This is a genomic window from Methylobacterium sp. B4 (assembly GCF_003201865.1).
Taxonomy (GTDB): Bacteria; Pseudomonadota; Alphaproteobacteria; order Rhizobiales; family Beijerinckiaceae; genus Methylobacterium.
The window spans coordinates 120386-138603 of sequence record NZ_QJJJ01000011.1; the positions used below are offsets into that span (position 1 = coordinate 120386).

16 protein-coding genes and 1 pseudogene are annotated in these 18218 nt (G+C 72.2%); 7 read left to right on the plus strand and 10 right to left on the minus strand.

What is annotated here, in order from left to right:
* Positions 1-68: 68 nt before the first annotated feature.
* The 3 genes from der to BY998_RS15200 all read right to left on the minus strand — a co-directional run bounded on the left by der (position 69) and on the right by BY998_RS15200 (position 2931).
* A complete protein-coding gene (gene der, locus BY998_RS15190; protein WP_110352452.1) occupies positions 69-1409 on the minus strand; it encodes a ribosome biogenesis GTPase Der in 1341 nt (446 codons plus the stop codon).
* Between the two features lie 90 nt (positions 1410-1499).
* Positions 1500-2210, minus strand: coding sequence for a tetratricopeptide repeat protein (locus tag BY998_RS15195; protein WP_110352453.1), 711 nt, complete (start codon positions 2208-2210; stop codon positions 1500-1502).
* Positions 2211-2319: 109 nt separating this feature from the next.
* A complete protein-coding gene (locus tag BY998_RS15200; protein ID WP_110352454.1) occupies positions 2320-2931 on the minus strand; it encodes an NnrU family protein in 612 nt (203 codons plus the stop codon).
* 79 nt (positions 2932-3010) lie between these two features.
* Between BY998_RS15200 and BY998_RS15205 the strand changes: the two genes are divergently transcribed.
* Positions 3011-4195, plus strand: a complete 1185-nt coding sequence (locus BY998_RS15205; protein WP_110352455.1) for a hypothetical protein — start codon at positions 3011-3013, stop codon at positions 4193-4195.
* Between the two features lie 6 nt (positions 4196-4201).
* Here BY998_RS15205 and BY998_RS15210 read toward each other — a convergent pair whose 3' ends face one another.
* Both BY998_RS15210 and BY998_RS15215 read right to left on the minus strand, forming a co-directional pair.
* The gene (locus BY998_RS15210) at positions 4202-5128 is read right to left on the minus strand and encodes an EcsC family protein (RefSeq protein WP_110352456.1); all 927 of its coding nucleotides are present in this window, start codon (positions 5126-5128) and stop codon (positions 4202-4204) included.
* Positions 5129-5257: 129 nt separating this feature from the next.
* Positions 5258-6733 carry an MFS transporter gene (locus tag BY998_RS15215; protein ID WP_245421604.1) on the minus strand — a complete coding sequence of 492 codons (1476 nt, stop codon included), beginning with the start codon at positions 6731-6733 and terminating at the stop codon, positions 5258-5260.
* 311 nt (positions 6734-7044) lie between these two features.
* Here BY998_RS15215 and BY998_RS15220 point away from each other — a divergent pair, with 311 nt between their 5' ends.
* Both BY998_RS15220 and BY998_RS15225 read left to right on the plus strand, forming a co-directional pair.
* Positions 7045-8142, plus strand: a complete 1098-nt coding sequence (locus BY998_RS15220; protein ID WP_110352468.1) for a PAS domain-containing protein — start codon at positions 7045-7047, stop codon at positions 8140-8142.
* A gap of 130 nt (positions 8143-8272) precedes the next feature.
* Positions 8273-8737, plus strand: a complete 465-nt coding sequence (locus tag BY998_RS15225) for a response regulator (protein WP_110352457.1) — start codon at positions 8273-8275, stop codon at positions 8735-8737.
* Positions 8738-8788: 51 nt separating this feature from the next.
* Here BY998_RS15225 and mutS read toward each other — a convergent pair whose 3' ends face one another.
* Together mutS and BY998_RS15235 are read right to left on the minus strand one after the other, a co-directional pair.
* Positions 8789-11539 (minus strand): DNA mismatch repair protein MutS, encoded by a 2751-nt coding sequence (gene mutS, locus BY998_RS15230; RefSeq protein WP_110352458.1) that lies wholly within the window; start codon positions 11537-11539, stop codon positions 8789-8791.
* 169 nt (positions 11540-11708) lie between these two features.
* Positions 11709-12011 carry a hypothetical protein gene (locus BY998_RS15235; RefSeq protein WP_110352459.1) on the minus strand — a complete coding sequence of 101 codons (303 nt, stop codon included), beginning with the start codon at positions 12009-12011 and terminating at the stop codon, positions 11709-11711.
* 233 nt (positions 12012-12244) lie between these two features.
* Between BY998_RS15235 and hrpB the strand changes: the two genes are divergently transcribed.
* Positions 12245-14749, plus strand: a complete 2505-nt coding sequence (gene hrpB, locus BY998_RS15240; RefSeq protein ID WP_110352460.1) for an ATP-dependent helicase HrpB — start codon at positions 12245-12247, stop codon at positions 14747-14749.
* On the opposite strand, the gene BY998_RS15245 is transcribed toward hrpB, so the two are convergent.
* Positions 14706-15389: a hypothetical protein gene (locus BY998_RS15245; RefSeq protein ID WP_110352469.1), complete on the minus strand. Its 684-nt coding sequence runs from the start codon at positions 15387-15389 to the stop codon at positions 14706-14708. The genes hrpB and BY998_RS15245 overlap by 44 nt on opposite strands.
* 212 nt (positions 15390-15601) lie before the next feature.
* Here BY998_RS15245 and BY998_RS15250 point away from each other — a divergent pair, with 212 nt between their 5' ends.
* On the plus strand, positions 15602-15970 hold the full coding sequence (locus tag BY998_RS15250; RefSeq protein WP_110352461.1) for a hypothetical protein: 369 nt from the start codon (positions 15602-15604) through the stop codon (positions 15968-15970).
* A gap of 15 nt (positions 15971-15985) precedes the next feature.
* Here the strand turns inward: BY998_RS15250 and BY998_RS15255 are convergent, their stop codons facing one another.
* Positions 15986-16381: a VOC family protein gene (locus tag BY998_RS15255; protein ID WP_110352462.1), complete on the minus strand. Its 396-nt coding sequence runs from the start codon at positions 16379-16381 to the stop codon at positions 15986-15988.
* A gap of 123 nt (positions 16382-16504) precedes the next feature.
* Here BY998_RS15255 and BY998_RS15260 point away from each other — a divergent pair, with 123 nt between their 5' ends.
* Positions 16505-17593: a tyrosine recombinase XerC gene (locus tag BY998_RS15260; RefSeq protein ID WP_245421605.1), complete on the plus strand. Its 1089-nt coding sequence runs from the start codon at positions 16505-16507 to the stop codon at positions 17591-17593.
* A gap of 107 nt (positions 17594-17700) precedes the next feature.
* A complete protein-coding gene (locus tag BY998_RS25070; protein ID WP_280952913.1) occupies positions 17701-17835 on the plus strand; it encodes a hypothetical protein in 135 nt (44 codons plus the stop codon).
* A 286-nt stretch (positions 17836-18121) separates the two neighbouring features.
* On the opposite strand, the pseudogene BY998_RS15265 reads toward BY998_RS25070, so the two are convergent.
* Positions 18122-18218 (minus strand): annotated as a pseudogene (locus tag BY998_RS15265) (elongation factor Tu); the annotation flags it as partial.

Consider the following 18218-nt stretch of genomic DNA (forward strand, 5'->3'; position numbering starts at 1 on the left):
CCTGACGTTGCAAGTGAAAACCGAAGCGCCGACCGCGCCGGTCCCGTTCCGCCCGCCTCGAAGACCGATCAGGCCTTGTCGAAGGGGTTCTTCGTGGTGCGCAGCGAGAGCCGGATCGGCGCGCCGGGCAATTCGAAGGCCTCGCGCAGTCCGTTGACGAGGTAGCGGGTGTAGGATTTCGGCAGGGCGTCGAGCTGGTTGCCGAACAGGGCGAAGTGCGGCGGGCGGCTCTTCACCTGGGTTGCGTAGCGGATCTTGATGCGCCGGCCCGAGACGGCCGGGGGCGGATTGCGCTGGACCGCGTCGGTGAGCCACGCGTTGATGCGCGCCGTCGAGACGCGCCGGCTCCATACCTCGGAGGCATCGACCACCGCCTGCATCAGCCGGTCGATGCCGTCGCCGGCCAAGCCCGAGAGCGGCACCACCGAGACGCCGCGCACCTGCGGCAGCAGGCGGGTGCAATCTTCCCTGAGGGTCTTGAGCAGGCCCGGCTGGTCGGCCACGAGATCCCACTTGTTGAGGCCGATCACCAGGGCGCGGCCCTCGCTCTCGACGAGATCGACGATGGTGAGATCCTGCTTCTCGAAGGGGATCGTCGCGTCGAGGAGCACGACCACGACCTCGGCGAAGCGGACCGCCCGCAGCCCGTCGGAGACCGCGAGCTTCTCCAGCTTGTCGTCGATGCGCGCCCGGCGGCGCATGCCGGCGGTGTCGTGGAGCTTGATCCGGCGCCCGCGCCACTCCCAATCGAGGGAGATCGAATCGCGGGTGATGCCGGCCTCGGGGCCGACGAGGAGCCGGTCTTCGCCGATCATGCGGTTGATCAGGGTGGACTTGCCCGCATTCGGGCGGCCGACGATGGCGACGCGCAGGCCCTTGCCGCCCTCCTCGTCCTCGATCTCGTCGTCGGGCTCGGGCAGAACCTCGCGCAAGGCATCCTGCAGCGAGCCCAGGCCCTCGCCGTGCTCGGCCGAGAACGGGATCGGATCGCCGAGCCCCAGCGAGAACGCGTCGTAGGCGCCGGCCATGCCGGCGCCGCCCTCGGCCTTGTTGGCGATGAGGATGACGGGGCAGCCGGAGCGGCGCACCAGTTCGGCGAAGGGCCGGTCGGACGGCAGGACGCCGGCGCGGGCGTCGATGACGAAGAGCACCGCATCGGCTTCGAGGATCGCGGCCTCGGTCTGGGCACGCATGCGGCCGAGCAGCGAATCGGCGTCCGCCTCCTCGAGGCCGGCGGTGTCGATGACGCGGAAAGCGACGTCGCCGATGAAGCCCTCGCCCTCGCGCCGGTCGCGGGTCACGCCGGGGCGGTCGTCCACGAGGGCGAGCTTGCGCCCGACCAGCCGGTTGAACAGGGTCGACTTGCCGACATTCGGGCGTCCGACGATCGCGACGGTCGGCAGATCCATGGGAAACAACAGTCTCGTCGGGCACGCGGGCTGACAGGCCCGCGGCGCAGTGTTCGGTGTGTCGAAGAGTACGCCGTTCGGCCTGAGCCGTCAGCGGGTGATCGGCGGCGGGGCGGCGTTCTCGGGCTTGGCCTCGGTCACGGTGACCGGGCCGCCGGCCACGAGGGCCTGATAGATCTCGACGCGCTGGCGCAGGCCCTGGGGCGTCTCGCCGTCGGCGGCGATCTGGTCGAACCAGCGGCCGGCGCCCTCGATGTCGCCGCGCTTGAGCGCGGTGAGGCCGAGCATCTCGCGGGCGGTGTGGCGGAAGGCGTTGGCCGGGGCGGCGAGCCCCTGCAGGCTCGTCAGCGCGCCGGCCGGGTCGGGCCCGTCGAGGCGCAGCAGCGCGGCGCGCAGGCGGGCAAGGTCGCGCAGGGTGTCGCCGATGCCGGAATCGGCGGCGAGCTTGTCGTAGGCCTGCGCGCCGGCCGCGGCATCGCGCTTGCCCGTCTCGGCGGCGAGGCGGAAGCGGGCGAGCAGGGCGTAGCCGCCCGGACCCTCGGCCTGGATCGCGGCGAAGTCGCGGTCCGCCTCCTCGCCCTTGCCGTCCTTGGCCAGCCGGCTGGCCTTGTCGAAGCGCTCGGAGGCGAGTTCGGCGCGGGCGCGCTCGGCGTGGCGCCAGTAATTGTAGCCGCCCACGGCGGCGACGAGCAGGATCGCGGCGGTGATGATGAGCGCGTTGTAGCGCTTCCAGATCCGGGCGACCTGGTCGCGGCGGTAATCCTCGTCGACCTCGCGGATGAACTCGTTGTTCTCGGCCATCACCAATCCGGGCGCCCCTCGCGGACAGCGCGCTCGCCTCGCCTGTCGTCTCTCGCGAGGGCGCCTAGCACAGCGCCCCCGCTTTGGCGACTACGCGCGCCTTCCGCCGTCACGCCTGTCCCGGCCAGGCGGCGACGCCGATGAGGAGCGGGTGCAGGTACTTGCCGAACACGAACCACGCCACCACGCCGACCACCACGGCGATCGCATCGTTGCGCCAGCCCGCCGGGGCGGCCTGCCCGCCATGCTGCTGTGCCACCTGCCCCGCCGTCAGCGTCCGGCTCCGGCGCTTGGCGCTGATGCGCGCGGCCACGGCCCAGGCAAGGAAGGAGCCGAACAGAAGGATCGAGCCGAGATCGCCGTTGGCCAGGAGGTGGGCGGTGGCCCAGATCTTCACGGCCAGCAGCATCGGGTGCTTGAGCCGCGTGCGGATATGGCCGGGGAGGTACGTCGCGGCGAGGCTGATGAAGGCGAACAGCGTCAGCAGCACCGCCAGATGCCGGGTCCAGAGCGGCGGCGACCAGACCGGGATCATGCCCGCCTGCCGGTAGAGCCCGTAGCCGTAGACCGTCAGGGCGAGGCCCAGGGCCGAGAGCAGCGTGTAGCCGAGCTTGAACCGCCCCTCGCCGTAGCGGTCGATCACCGCGGCGCGCGGCCCGCGGGCCATGGAGAAGGCGTGCGTGCCGAGGAACAGCACGAGGCCGAGGATCAGAACGAGCATGGGGCAGCCTGTGGACGGCGCTCGCTCCGGCGGATGCGGACAAGCTCCCTGTAACGGTTCAAAACGCAATCCTCTGGCGATGTCCAGACTGCTCCGCCCTCTCGCCGCCCTGCTCGCGGCCGCCTGCGGCCTCGCGCCGCCGGCCGGCGCGGCATCCGAGCCGCCGCTCTCCGCGCTGACCCTGACGGGGCCGGAGCGCACGCTCTTCTCCGCGACCCGGGACGCCTGCGACGGGGCCGACGTGCCCGACGCGCCCGCCCGCGCCTTCCGCGACGCTTCGGGCACCATCGCCCTCTACGGTCTGCACTATCGCAACCGGGCCCTGCGCGGGCCCGACCTCGATCGCCTCAAAATCGATTGTCGCGTGGTGCTCGATTCCGGCGAGAAGCCCGACCCGGCCCTCTACGACGACCGCTCCTGGATCACCGCCACTTGGACCGAGGACGGGCGAAGCGTCTTCGCGCTCCTCCACCACGAGTATCAGGCCAACGAGCATCCCGGCCGCTGCCGCTCCAAGGTCTACATGGAGTGCTGGTACAACACGGTCACCGCGGCCTACTCCCGCGACGGGGGCGCGAGCTTCGTTCGCGCGGCGCCGCCGGCCGTGGTGGCCGGCCCGCCCTTCCGCCAGGAGGAGGGCCAGGGCCGTCACCGGGGCTTCTTCAACCCCTCCAACATCTTCGCAGAGGGGCGCTGGCGCTACTTCTTCGCCTCGACCACGGGTTGGGATCGGCCCAGCAGCGACCAGCACGCGGGCGTCTGCCTGTTTCGCACCGACCGCCCGGAGGATCCGGCGAGCTGGCGCGCTTGGACCGGCACCGGCTTCACGGCCGCCTTCCCCGATCCCTACCGCAAGGCGTTCAAGCTCGCGGACACCTGCAAACCGATCGAGCCGTTTCCCGCGCCGGTCGGTGCGGTGGTGCGCCATCGCGGCACGGGCGCGTGGATCGCGGTGTTCATGGCCTCGGCCGGCGGGCGCTTCCCGGAATCCGGCTTCTACTGGAGCACGTCGCGCGACCTCGTGACCTGGGACGCGCCGCGGCTGCTGCTGGCGGGAAAGACGCTCTACGACGATCCCTGCAAGGCGAGCGGCCGGCTGATCTCCTACCCCTCCCTGCTCGATCCGCAGGCGGAAGGGCGCAACTTCGACGACGTGGGCGCGGGCGCGCTGCTGACCTACGCCACGCTGCGCATCGAGGGTTGCACCATCACCTCCGACCGCGACCTCGTACGCCGGCCGGTGGCGATCAAGGTCTGGCCGTGAGGGCCCTCAGCCGAGGCCGAGCGCCGCCTTCTCCTCCAGATAGGCGGCCCGCACCGCCTCCTTGCCGTAGGCGCGCTCCAGCCGGCGCACGGTGAAGTGGGCGCGACCCATGGACTGGAAATGGTCCATGAAGGCGGCGTTGACGGCGGCACCGCCGAGCGCGCCGATCACCGGCACCGCTTGCGCCGCGACCTTCTGCGAGACGACGAGGCCGAAGCGGGAGGCGATCTGCGCGGTGAGCCGCACCAGCGGCGGGGCGCCGGCATCGAGCAGCGAGCGGTGCGCGGCGTAGCGGGCGGCCTCCGACATGGTCTTGGCCAGCGCCGCGCGGACCGCGAAGTAGCCGCTATCGGCCACCGTGGCCTCGGCCCCGCCGCGACCGCCCAGGGCGAAGACCTGCACGCAGGCCAGAGCCGCCTCGGGGTCGGCGAGATCCTCTCCTTCCTCGCGGGCGATCTCGGCGATGGAGCGCAGCATGAGCGTCGTGGAGATCGGCAGTTCGACCGCCACGGTCGCGAGCCCGAACACGCCGCCCACGGCGCCGGTCACCGCCGCGAGCGCCTTGTGGCGGGCGTCGCTCGATCCGAAAAGGCGGCTCAGGCGCCCACCGGCTTCCGTCTCGACCCGCTCGAGGGCCGTGCCGGCGGGCTTGACGGACTTGTCGGGCAGGGTCGCCAGCGCGACCCGCAGGGCCGTGCGCATCGCGCCCTCCGTCGCGCTCGCCACGGTCTCGGTCACGGGCGCGGGCAGGGCCCGGCCGATCATGTCGAGCGGGGCGCCCGCCGCCGCCGAGAGCCGGGCGGCCAGCCCCGGCTTCTCCAGCACCGTCACCGCCCGGCGCAGGGCCGCGCGGTCGTCTTCCGACAAAGGCACCGAGGGGGGCGCCTCCACCGGAACCGGCAGGGTCTGCCCGACGAGGGTCAAGTCGCTCACGGTTCGTATCCCGTCATCGCACCTCAGTGACATCGGACACAGCAAGCGCGGGGCCGCCGGCTTGGTTCCGTTTTCTGAGGGTCTGCCACGCTCAGCCCAGGCCGACCCCACAGCCGCCTGCCCCGTCGATCACGCCTTCATTGCGATCGCCTCCGCCTCGGGGACGGGCTCCGGCACCGGCTCCTCCCGCCCCTCGCGCAGGGCCATCAGGACGATGCAGAGCAGGGCCACCGGGATGCCGATCCCGGCGGAGGCGGCGAAGAAGACGGGATAGCCCATCGCATCGACCATGTAGCCCGAGAAGCCGCCGACGAACTTGCCGGGCAGGGCGTAGAGCGAGGAGAGGAGCGCGTACTGCGTCGCCACGAAGGCGGGCGAGGTGAGGCTCGACATGTAGGCGATCAGCGCGGTGCCCGCGAAATTGCCCGCGAAATTGTCGATCGAGATGCTGAGCACGAACAGCGAGAGCGGCGCCCGCTCGGGGATCCAGGGAATGACGCTGCCGCCCGCCCCGCTGTTGGCCTGGAGCAGCAGCATCAGGTCGGTCGTGTCGACGGCCCCGTTGGCGATCCAGAAGAAGGGCATCGCGCCCCGCTCCGGTCCGGCCAGCGCGAGCCAGGTGAACATCAGGTTCGAGGCGGCGCCGATGATGCCGCCGATGAGCAGCGTCCAGTTCATGCCGAGGCGGATGACGGAGAGCCCACCGACGAAGGCGCCCAGGATGCCGACGATGACGCCGTAGATCTTCGTGACGTTGGCGATCTCGGTGAGCGAGAAGCATTTCTCGATGTAGAAGGGCTGGGCCATCACGCCCGAGATGATGTCGGGCAGGCGGTAGAACATGATCAGCGCCAGGATCAGGATCAGCCGGGCACCTTTGCGCCGCACGAGGTCTGAGAACGGATCGACCACGGCGACGCGCAGGGTCGTGGCGACCGAGCGGCGCTCGCCGGGCACCGTCACCGGGTCCTGACGCGGGGCGAGCAGGGCGGCCACGAGCCCGACCAGCATCAGCGCCGCCATCGCCCCGTAGGCGAGGCTCCAGCCGGCCCCTTGCGCGATGTAGAGCGCGCCGGCCCCGGCGAAGGCGCGGGCGACGGCGTAGCCGAGCTGGTAGGCGGCGAGCATCACGCCCTGCCGCTCCGTCGGGGCCGCGTCGATGCGCCAGGAATCGACGACGATGTCCTGCGTCGCCGAGGCGAAGGCGGTGAGAAGGGCGCAGATCACCATGAAGCTCAAGGAGGCGGCCGGATCGCCCTGGCTCATGCCGATGAGACCCAGCGCCACCGCGATCTGTGCCGCCACCATCCAGCCGCGGCGGCGGCCGAGCCAGCGCGCCAGGACCGGCAGATCGAAGCGGTCGATCACCGGGGCCCACAGGAACTTCAGCGAGTAGGCGAAGGAGACGTAGGAGAGAAGGCCGATGCTGGTGCGCTGGATGCCGGCGGTGGCGAGCCACGCCGAGAGCGTCGAGAACACGAGCAGGATCGGCAGGCCGCAGGCGAAGCCGAGCGCCAGCATCAGGGCGACGCGGCGGTCCTCGGTGATGTCCTTCAGGCGAAACTTGCGCGGTTGCGCCTTCGGGGCCGCTGCATCCGCCGCCATCGCGTGGAACTCCTTGGAGCCCCGGACCCGGTCGGGGCGCGGGGTGTTCGTGGGCCTGGGCTTGCGCCGCGCGATGCCGGTCGCATCCGCGCTCGCGAGGTCTTGAATCGGCAAAAAACATGGCGGCCTTGCGCCCGCCAGCCCAAATCGGCTCCGCCGAGGCCTGACAGTCCGGCCGGGACCCGTCTCACCCGCACGGAACGGCGGCAGGGCGGGACCGTTGGAGTCGCGGAGCCGGACGCAGCGGGGCGCGTCGGGTGACTCCGGATCGCATGCCCCTCTTCGTGCGGCGTGTCTGTGCTGGCGTAATGATGACGGGTTTTCCAAACGGCGCGACCCTGCCCTCGGGCATGACGGTGGATGTCTTCGCGGCAGCCTTCGAGGCCAGCCCGACGCCCATGGTCGTCACGGACCCACGACGGGACGACAATCCGGTCGTCTGGGTGAACGGCGCCTTCCTGGCGCTGACGGGCTACGTGCGAGAGGAGATCTACGGCCGCAACTGCCGCATGCTGCAGGGGCCTCGCACCGATCCGACCGTGTCGCGGGCGATGCGGGAGGCACTCGCGGCGGAACGGCCCTTCGAAGGGGAAGTGTTCAACTACCGCAAGGACGGCACGCCGTTCTGGAACGGCATGACGATCACCCCCGTGCGCGACCAGACCGGCGCGGTGCTGTTCTTCTTCTCGGCCCAGGCCGACATGACCGACAAGCACCGCCTGGAAGTGGCGATGCGTGACGCCAACGATGCCCTGGAGCGGCTGGTCGGCGAGCGCACGGCCGACCTTCGATCCGCCCTCGAAGAGAAGACGGCCCTGCTCCACGAGGTCGATCACCGGGTCAAGAACAACCTCCAGGTCATCTCCTCGCTGATGCTGCTGAAGGCCCGCCGCACGCCCGTGGGCGAGGCCCGCGACGCGCTCCAGGGCATGGCCGACCGCATCGGCGCCCTCTCGACGGCGCACCGGATGCTCTATTCCGAGGGCGACGTTTCCCGCTTCGATTTCCGTGAGTTCACCGCCGACCTGATCGCCGACCTCGCCGCCGGCCTCGACGGGGACCGCACCCGGATCGAGACCGAGGTCGAGGCGCTGGCGCTCTCCGCCGCCATGGCCGCCCCGCTGGCGCTGTTGATCCACGAACTGGCCACCAACGCCCTGCGCCACGCCTTCCCCGAGGAGCGCCACGGCCGGGTCGCGATCGAGGCGCACCGCTGCGAGGACGGCATGCGTCTCGTCATCGAGGATGACGGCGTCGGGGTCGAGGCCGCGACGCCGAACCCCTCCGGTTTCGGCCGGACCCTGGTCGAGATGGTGGTGCGCCAGCTGCGCGGGCGGCTCGAATGGTCGGATGCCGGCCCCGGCACCCGGATCGCGATCACCATCCCGCTCGCCGAGGCCGCGCTTTGACGGGCGCGGGCGGCTGGAACGCGACGATTCACCGGAAAGGATCCGTCCGGGTGCCCGTGCCCGTTTCCCTCTCCCGAGAATTCACGAATAGCTGGCTGTGGCTGGCACGAGAGGCGCCGGGAGGGCCGCGATGTCGGAGGTGAGCGAGACGCCGCTGCGCATCCTCGTCGTCGAGGACGAGGTGCTGATCGCCCTCGAACTCGAATGCCTCCTCGAGGATCTCGGCCATGTCAGCGTCGGCGTGGCGGGCAATGCGGCGGACGCGGTTTCACTCGGCCGCAGCACGGCCCCGGATCTCGCGCTGGTCGACATCCACCTCGTCGATGGTCCGACCGGCGTGGAGGTGGCCCGCCAGCTCAGCGCCGACCCGCGCATCACGGTGGTGTTCATGACTGCCAACGCCAAGCGCATCCCGCCGGATTTCGCCGGCGCGCTGGGTGTGATCGCCAAGCCTTATTCCGAGCGCGTCGTGGCGAGCGCCCTCGACTACGTCGCCCGGCTTCGCGCCGGCCGCGCGCCGTCCAGCGACGCGCTCGATGGCTTCCATCTCGCCCCGGCCGCCGGTGGCGGCGCCTGGGCCGGGGATGGAATCTGACAGGGAGCAGGCCCGCCCCGCGCGAGGACGCCGTCGGGAAGACGCTGTCGATCAGCCGCCCGCCCGCTCCTTCTTCAGCCGGTAGAGTGCGTCGAGCGCCTCGCGCGGGGTCAGCGCGTCGGGATCGATCGCGTCGATCAGGAGGCCGATCCGGTCGTCGGGCTCGGGCTTGGCCGGCTCCGGCGGTGGGGGCGGCGCGCTCGCGAGGCTGGCGAAGAGCGGCAGGTCGTCGATCCGGCGGCGGGTGGGGCGCTCCCGCTCGGACGTCTCCAGACCCTTGAGGATCGCGCCCGCCCGCGCCACCACGCTCGGGGGCAGGCCCGCGAGCCGGGCGACCTGGAGGCCGTAGGAGCGCTCGGCCACGCCCGGCACGACCTCGTGCAGGAAGACCACGTCGCCGCGGTCCTCGGCTACCTTGAGCGTCGCGTTGTCGAGGCGGGGCAGGCGCTGGCTCAGGGCGGTCAATTCGTGGAAATGGGTCGCGAACAGCGCCCGGCAGCCGTTCTTCTCGTGCAGGTGCTCCAGGCAGGCCCAGGCGATGGAGAGACCGTCGAAGGTGGCGGTGCCGCGGCCGATCTCGTCGAGCACGACCAGCGAGCGGCGCGTCGCCTGGTTCAGGATCGCGGCGGTCTCCACCATCTCGACCATGAAGGTCGAGTGGCCCCGGGCGAGGTCGTCGGCCGCGCCGACGCGGGAGAACAGGCGATCCACGGCGCCGATCCGGGCCGAGGCCGCCGGCACGAAGGCGCCCATCTGCGCGAGCACGGCGATCAGCGCGTTCTGGCGCAGGAAGGTCGACTTGCCGCCCATGTTCGGGCCGGTCACGAGGCGGATGCGTCCGGCCGCGTCCCCTGACAGGTCGCAGTGGTTGGCGATGAAGGGCTCGCCCGCCCTGACGAGCGCGGCCTCCACCACCGGGTGGCGCCCGCCCTCGACCGCGAAGGCGAGGCTCTCGTCGATGACGGGCCGTGTCCATTCGAGTTCGACGGCGAGCTCCGCGTGGCTCGCCGCCACGTCGAGGCCCGACAGCGCCTCGGCGATGTCGGCGATGGCCTCCGCCTGCGCGCTCACCTCGGCGCTGAGCCGGTCGAACACCGCCGCTTCGAGGGCGAGCACCCGGTCGGAGGAGCCCGCGATCTTCGACTCGAGCTCGCCGAGTTCGACGCTGGTGAAGCGCATCGCGTCGACCATGGTCTGGCGATGCACGAAGTCCTGCATCAGGCCCTTCAGGCAGGCCTCGCCCACCGCCTGCGGCACCTCGATGTAGTAGCCGAGCACGTTGTTGTGCTTGATCCGCAGGGTCCGGCAGCCCGAGGCCTCGGCGTAGCGCGCCTGGAGCGCGGCGATGACCTTGCGCGAATCCTGGCCGAGCAGGCGGCCCTCGTCGATCTCCGCGTGGTAGCCCGCGCGCACGAAGTTGCCGTCGCGCCGGTTGAGCGGCAGGTCGTCGGCCAGCGCCCGGCCGAGTTCCTCCGCGAGGACCCGGTCGGCCTTGTCGAGGCGGCGGCAGAGACGGGCGAGCCCGTCCGGCAGCGCCTCGGCCGACAGCCGATCACGGATCGCCGTGGCGGCATCGAGCCCGTCGCGCAGGGCGGCCAGATCGCGCGGACCGGCGCGATTGAGGCCGATGCGGGAGAGCGCGCGGGCGATGTCGGGCGCGGCGCGCAGGGCGTCGCGCAGCTGCCCGCGCAAGGGCCCGTCCTGCGTCAGGAAGGCGACGGCGTCGTGCCGGCGGGCGATTTTATGGAGGTCCGTCAGCGGGCCGGCGAGGTGCTCGGCGAGCAGCCGGGCGCCACCCGCCGAGACGGTGCGGTCGATGGCGTCGAGCAGGCTGCCCTTGCGCTCGCCCGAGAGGGTGCGGGTCAGTTCCAGGTTGGCCCGGGTGGCCGCGTCGATGGAGAGCGTCGCCCCGGTCGCCTCGCGGCTCGGCGCGGAGAGCGGCACCCGCGTGCCGAGCTGCGTGCGCTCGAGGTAGAGCAGGGCCGCCCCGGCCGCGGCGATCTCCGCCCGGCTGAACTGTCCGAAGCCGTCCAGCGTCTTCACGCCGAACTGCTCGCGGATGCGCCGCTCGGCCGCCGCCGGCTCCAGCTCGCCCTGCGCCAGCGGCACCACAGCCGCGCTGGTCTCCCGCCACAGCTTGGCCAGAGCCGGATCGGCGTGGATGACTTCCGAGAGCACGATCTCGCGCGGCTCGTGCCGGGCGATCGCGGCGGCGAGTTCCGAACCCTCCACCTCGCTCAAGGAGAAGCGACCGGTCGAGATGTCGAGGGCCGCGAGCCCGTAGGCCTCGCGACTGTCCGAGACCTTGCGCCGGCCGATGGCGAGCAGCAGGTTGGCCCGGGTCGGATCGAGCAGGCGGTCCTCGGTCAGGGTGCCCGGCGTGACGAGGCGGATCACCTCGCGCCGCACCACCGATTTCGGGCCCCGCTTCTTGGCCTCCGCCGCATCCTCGGTCTGCTGACAGACCGCGACCCGGTGGCCGAGCGCGATCAGCCGGTGCAGGTAGTCGTCGGAGCGCTCCAGGGGCACGCCGCACATCGGGATGTCGGCCCCGCCGTGCTTGCCGCGCTTGGTCAGCACGATCCCGAGCGCCCGGGACGCGATCTCCGCATCCTCGAAGAACAGCTCGTAGAAGTCGCCCATCCGGTAGAACAGCAGGCAATCCGGATTGGCGGCCTTGATCTCGATGTACTGCGCCATCATCGGCGTGGCGCCGGGGATGTCGAGGGGCGAAGAAATCACCGCATCCGCCGCCTTGGCGCGTCGTTCGAGGGGTTGGGGTCGCAACGGTCTGGAACGCATGAGGGAGAGGCTAGCAGCCCCGCTCCGGGCCGGCACCGGCCGCATGGAGTGAAGTCCGTGGACAAGTGTGCGCTCTCCCCAGCCTCCGCAAGCGCCGGCGCAGAACGCGAGAGGGCCCGCCCGGCATCGCGCCGGACGGGCCCTCCGATCCGTCAGCCGTGCGGCGCGCTCAGTAGCGCGGACCGCCGGTGGTGGTGCCGAGCTGCTGCTGGTAGCCGGGACGCTCCGGGTTGCGGGCGTTCGGGTTGCCGTGGCGGTGCGTGTTCATGCGGCGGGCCCGGCGCTGGGCCTTGGTCGAGTGGCGGTGGCCGAGAACGCTCCGGTGAGCGCGGTGCCGGGAATGGTACCCCACGTTCTCCATCGCATCGCTGGCGATCACGCCGGGGGCTGGCATGGCCGGGGCGGCCGACGCCGCGCCCATCCCAAGGCTGCTGAGCAGCACGCCGGCTGCAAGGGTCAGGACAAGGCGCATCGTCGTTCAGTCTCCGTCCCGTGCGAGGGCCGCACGTCCAGCGCTCAAGTCGCAACTATTCTCGACGTTCCAACGGGAAGGGCAACAAACTTAACAAATTTTCGTGTGCACTGCACGATGGTGCGACGAGCCTGCCATAGCATGCAAAATCGTGCCGGAATCGCCCAGCTTCCGCAGTGTTTCCTTTCCGCTCGCCGGTTGCATGCAGGGCCAAAGCGCGGCACCTGCCGGCCATGTCTTCTTCCCCGCCGTCCAAGGGTGCCCTGCTCCCGATCGAGGCCGCGCTCCCCGCCCTGCGCACCGCCCTGTCCGCGGGCGCCTCAGCCGTGCTCGTGGCTCCGCCCGGCGCCGGCAAGACGACGCGGGTGCCCCTGGCGCTTCTCGACGAGCCCTGGCTGAGTCGGCGGAAGATCATCCTCCTCGAACCCCGCCGGCTCGCGGCCCGCGGCGCGGCCGAGCGCATGGCCGCGACCCTCGGCGAGCGGGTCGGCGACACCGTCGGCCTGCGGGTCCGGCTCGGCTCCAGGATCTCGGCCCGCACCCGCATCGAGGTCGTCACCGAGGGCGTGTTCACCCGCATGATCCTCGACGATCCGGAACTGACCGGCATCGGCGCGGTGCTGTTCGACGAGTTCCACGAGCGCTCCCTCGACGCCGATCTCGGCCTCGGCCTCGCCCTCGACGCGCAGGGGGCGCTGCGCGAGGATCTGCGCATCCTCGTCATGTCGGCCACCCTCGACGGCGCCCGCGTGGCGGGGCTCCTCGGCGACGCGCCCGTCGTGGCGTCGGAGGGCCGGGCCTATCCGGTCGAAACGCGCCATCTCGACCGGGACGGCGGCGAGCGCATCGAGGACGCGATGGCCGCCGCGATCCTGCGGGCGCTGCGGGCCGATCCCGGCTCGGTGCTCGCCTTCCTGCCGGGGCAGGCGGAGATCCGCCGCACCGCCGAGCGGCTGGAGGGCCGCCTGCCCGACGACACCGAACTGGCACCCCTCTACGGCGCGCTGGCCCAGGGCGAGCAGGACCGGGCCGTGGCTCCCGCCCCGCCGGGCCGGCGCAAGGTGGTGCTGGCGACCTCTATCGCCGAGACCTCCCTGACGATCGAGGGCGTGCGCATCGTCGTGGATTCCGGGCTCGCCCGGGTGCCGCTCTACGAGCCCGGCAACGGCATGACCCGCCTCGTCACCGCCCGGGCCTCGCGGGCCTCGGTCGACCAGCGCCGGGGCCGGGCCGGGCGCACCGAGCCCGGCATCTGCTGGCGCCTCTGGCCGGAGGCGGCGACCGCCGCGCTCGAACCCTTCGCCCGGCCCGAGATCCTGTCGGCGGACCTTTCCGGGCTCACCCTCGACTGCGCCGCCTGGGGCGTCACCGATCCGACCGCCCTGCCCTTCCTCGATCCGCCGCCCGCGCCGGCGCTCGCCGAGGCGCGGGCGATGCTGACCGATCTCGGCGCCCTCGACGCCGACGGGCGGCTCACGACCGTCGGACGAACCCTGCGCAGCCTGCCCCTGCCGCCCCGGCTCGCCCGGATGGTCGCCCGCGCGGCGCAAGCCGGCCAAGCCCGCACGGCCACCGGTCTCGCCGCGGTGCTGGTCGAGCGCGGGCTCGGCGGGGACGCGGTGGATCTGGCCGAGCGCCTCGACCGCTTCACCCGCGACCGCGGGGGCCGCGCCGGCGACATGCGCCGCCTCGCCGAGGGCTGGGCGCGGCAGGCGGAGCAGGCCGCGGGCGGTCGCGCCGAGCCCGATCCGAGCCTCGCCGAGCCCGGCGCCCTGCTGGCGCTCGCCTATCCCGACCGGGTGGCGCGGGCGCGGGGCCGCGAGGGCGCCTTCCTGATGGCCAATGGCCGTGCCGGCCTCCTCGACCCGGCGAGCGCGCTGGCCCGCGAGCCCTTCATCGTCGTCGCCGACCTGACCGGCGCGGCGGCCTCCGCCCGCATCCTGTCGGCCGCGGCGATCTCGCCCGAATCCATCGACGCGCTGTTCGGCGACCGGATCGCCACGGTGCGCAGCGTCAGTTTCGACGGGCAGGCCCGCGCCTTGCGCGCCCGCGAGGGCCGGCGGCTCGGCGCCGTGACGCTCGACGAGCGCACCCTCCCCGTCCCCGCCGACGAGGAGGCGGCGCGGGTGCTGGCCCGCGGCATCGCCGGGCTCGGCCTCGACCGCCTGCCCTGGACGCCCGCCCTGGCCCAGTGGCGTGCCCGCATCCGCTTCCTTCACGGAGCGGACGGTGCGGCGGAGGGCGGCGAATGGCCGGACCTTTCCGACGAAGCCCTGGCGGGGAGCGTCGAGGAATGGCTGGCGCCGAGCCTCGTCGGGCGCGCCTCGCTCGCGGCGATCACCGCCGACGACCTGGGGCAGGCCCTGCACGGCCTCCTGCCCTGGACCCTGCGCAACCGCCTGGAGGCGGAGGCGCCGAGCCATGTCGAGGTGCCGACGGGCTCGCGCATCCCGGTCGATTACGAAGCCGGCCCCGAGCCGGTGCTGGCGGTGCGGGTGCAGGAGCTGTTCGGCCTCGACCGGCACCCGACCCTCGGCGGCGGGCGCGTGCCGCTGGTGCTCCACCTGCTCTCGCCGGCCCACCGGCCGATCCAGATCACCCGCGACCTGCCGGGCTTCTGGCGCGGCTCCTGGGCCGCGGTCCGCTCGGAGATGCGGGGCCGCTACCCGCGCCATCCCTGGCCGGAGGACCCGCTCAGCGAGGCGCCGACCCGGCGGGCCAAGCCGCGGGGGACATGACGGGCGAGGTGACAGGAACCTCGGGCATCAGCCGGATCAGGAGCCGGTGGGTCGGCCAGCAGATCAGAAGCGGGAAGGCGGCGACGAGCGCCGCGAACCACGCCCAGGCCGGCATCAGCGTCTGGGCGGCATGGTCGCTCATGCCCCAGACGTAGTTGATGTTGACCGGTGTCAGCCCCGGATCGGGCCGCGGCGCCGGCATCAGGAAGAAGCAGACGAACAGGATCACGACCGCCAGCGCCGACCACGCGGCCCAGGCGCGCCGGTCGTAGCCGAGACGCCAGACCAGGAACACGAGCAGGAACGGCAGCCAGCCGTGGAACAGCGACAGGCCCCGCAGGAAGCCCGACGTCTCCCCGTTGAACATGTAGGCGGTCATGCCCGTGAGCGGGACGCCCGCGGCCTGCGCCGCGAAATCGACGGCCCAGAGCAGCTGAGGGGCGAGGATGCCGACCGCGCAGATCGAGATGAGCAGGGCGCTGTTCGTCCAGATTCCGACGAGGGTCAGGATCAGGGCGACGTCGCAGAAGTAGAGGAAGTTCGTCGGCCCGTAGAAGGTCAGATAGACCGGGACCAGCACCGCCATGAAGGCCGTGTAGGCGAGCTTGAGGCTCAGGGGCACGCGCCCGCTCCCGGCCATCCGCCCGCCGCTTCCCTTCCCTGCCTCGGCCGAATCCGCCGCCGCACCGATCTCCGAAGGACTCATTGTCGCCCCCTGTCGCCTCGGGCTTGACCGTGACCGAGATTCGCCCCCGAGAGCGTGAGGCAGCGCACGCGGCCCGCCAAGCCCGGCGGGTTCGCCGGCGCCAGCCTCCGTCGAGAGTCCGAGAAATCGGGAGAGGACACGGTTCGATGCGTTCAGCGGCCAGCCGCACCTGCGGGCTCGTGCTCGCCGTCCTCGCCGACGCCGGGGCGTGGGCGCAGGCCCCCGCCGAGACGCCCGGCGCCCGGCCGCTCGTCATTCCCCAGGTCGAGGGCGAGCGCCAGGGCAAGATCTTGGGCCGGGCGCTCGCCTGCGGCGCCGAGCGCGGGCGGGTCGAACGGGCGTTGCGGGACGGCCGCGCGCGCATGCTGGCCGCCGTCGGTCGGGCGCTCACGGAGGAGCGCTACGTCCTGGCGCTCGACGACGCCATGCGCCTGGAGACAAGCTTGCCGGCGCCCTCCCCGGCCGCCTGCGAGAAGGCGCTGACCGCCCTCGAACGCCTGGAGAAAACGCCGTAACCCTTCGCCGCCCAGTCAGGCGAAGCGGCCGCCGCGCTGGATCACCTCGATCTTGTAGCCGTCCGGGTCGGTGGCGAAGAAGAAGGTCGCGAGCGCGGTCTCGCCGTGCTTGAGCGTCTTGACCGGAGTGACCGGGAAGCCTTCGCGTTCGAAGCGGGCGTGCTCACCTTCCGCATCCTCCACCACGAAGGCGAGATGGCCGTAGCCGTCGCCGAGATTGTAGGGCTCGGAGCGGTCCTTGTTGACCGTCAGTTCCAGCTCGAACGGCGAGGACGGGTCACGCAGGTAGAGCAGGGTGAAGTCCGGGAAGTCGAAGCGGTCGGCCGGCTCCAGGCCGAAGGCGCGGGCGTAGTAGTCCCGCGAGCGCGCCTCGTCGCGGACGCGGATCATGGTGTGGACGGGTTTGGCCATCAGCTCTCTCGCGGCTCTCTCGGCTAGCGGATCTCGCCCGCCATCTGGCGCAGCGCCCGCCGCCCGGAAAGACCTCGGCCGGTTAAGTCTTCGTCAACCTTAAGCGATGCTTGCTGACGCTCGATGACGCGAGCCGCGCCCCAGGACATCGACCCGCCCGCCGCCGACGCCCTTCTGCCGCCGGGGGACGCCACCCTGCACGCGGCGGTGCTCGCCTGGCGCGAGGCGCTGCTGCGGGAACGGCGGATGGCCCGCAACACGGTCGAGGCCTACGAGCGCGACCTGCGCCAATTCCTGAATGATCGCGCCGCCCGCTCCGGCACGCCGACCATCGCGGGGCTGATCGCGCTCAAACCCCGGGACCTGCGCGCCTTCATGGCGACGCGCCGCGCCGGGGGGGTCGGCGGGCGCAGCCTGATGCGGATGCTGGCGGGCCTGCGCTCCTTCGCCCGCTTCCTCGAACGCGAGGGACACGCAAGCGTGGCCGCGCTCGGCGCGGTGCGCTCGCCCAAGGTCGAGCGGCGCCTGCCGCGCCCCCTGCCCGTGCCTGCGGCGATCGCCATGACCGCGCCGGAGAGCCGCCCGGACGATGCCCGCGAGCCCTGGGTGCTCGCCCGGGACGCGGCGGTGATCGCCCTGCTCTACGGCTCCGGCCTGCGCATCTCCGAAGCCCTGGGGCTCGCTGCCCGCGACGCGCCCGTGCCGGGCATCGACGAGGTGCGGGTGACGGGCAAGGGCGGCAAGGTCCGCGCCGTGCCGGTTCTGCCCGCGGTCGCCGAGGCGGTCGCCGCCTATCTGGCGCAATGCCCGCATTCCCTCGACCCGGAGGGGCCGCTCTTCGTCGGCGTGAAGGGCGGTCCGCTCTCGCCGCGCGTCGTGCAGTACGCGGTCGCCGCCCTGCGCGGTGCCCTCGGCCTGCCCGAGAGCGCGACGCCCCACGCCCTGCGCCACTCTTTCGCGACGCACCTGCTCGCGCGCCGGGGCGAGTTGCGGGCGATCCAGGAATTGCTGGGTCACGCCTCGCTCTCGACCACGCAGATCTACACCAAGGTCGATGCCGCCCGCCTGATGAGCGCCTTCGAGGAGGCCCATCCGCGCGCCGGCCGGGTGCGTCCACTTCCGGCGCGGCCTCCCGCGCTCGGACTGCGGGGTGTCTCGATCGACGAGCCCGGGGGCAATATCCGGGACGAAGCGTCCGCGAGTTCGCAGTAAATGGCGGGCCGGCTCTCGTTTACCTTGGTCTCGCCGCGATTGGGTGGCGAACTGTCCTCAACCCGGCGAAACGAATCCGCCGATTCAGCAGCCTCAAGGAGCATCCGATGCGTGTGAGCGGTATCTGCGTCGCGATCCTGCCGATCCTTGCCGTCCTCGCCTTCACCGCGACGGTGAAGACGCTGCTTCTCCCCTTCACCGCCGTCCGGGCGCTGGCCCGCGCGCGCGCCGTCCGGGCCTGACGCGACCGTTTTCGCGGGATCGGTTTTCGGGCGCCGGGGCGGGGTCTCCCCTCTCGGACGCCGATGAGGTCTCCGCCCCCATCGCCTCGCGGCGATGGGATGTATCGGGCTCGTCCGACCGTACTCCTCATCCTGCGGCATCCCGCGGCAGCGGGCCGCGAAGGATCGTCCAGGGTCGCCCCGGACACGAATGAAAAAAGGGCCGGCGCATTCGCGCCGGCCCTTTTCGTTTCGCCCGATGACAACCGGCGCAAGGGTCGAACCCCGCGCCGGCCGTCTGAAAACATCAGTCGTTGATGGCGGCGACGACGCCGGCACCGACGGTACGTCCGCCCTCGCGGATGGCGAAGCGCAGCTTCTCTTCCATGGCCACCGGCACGATC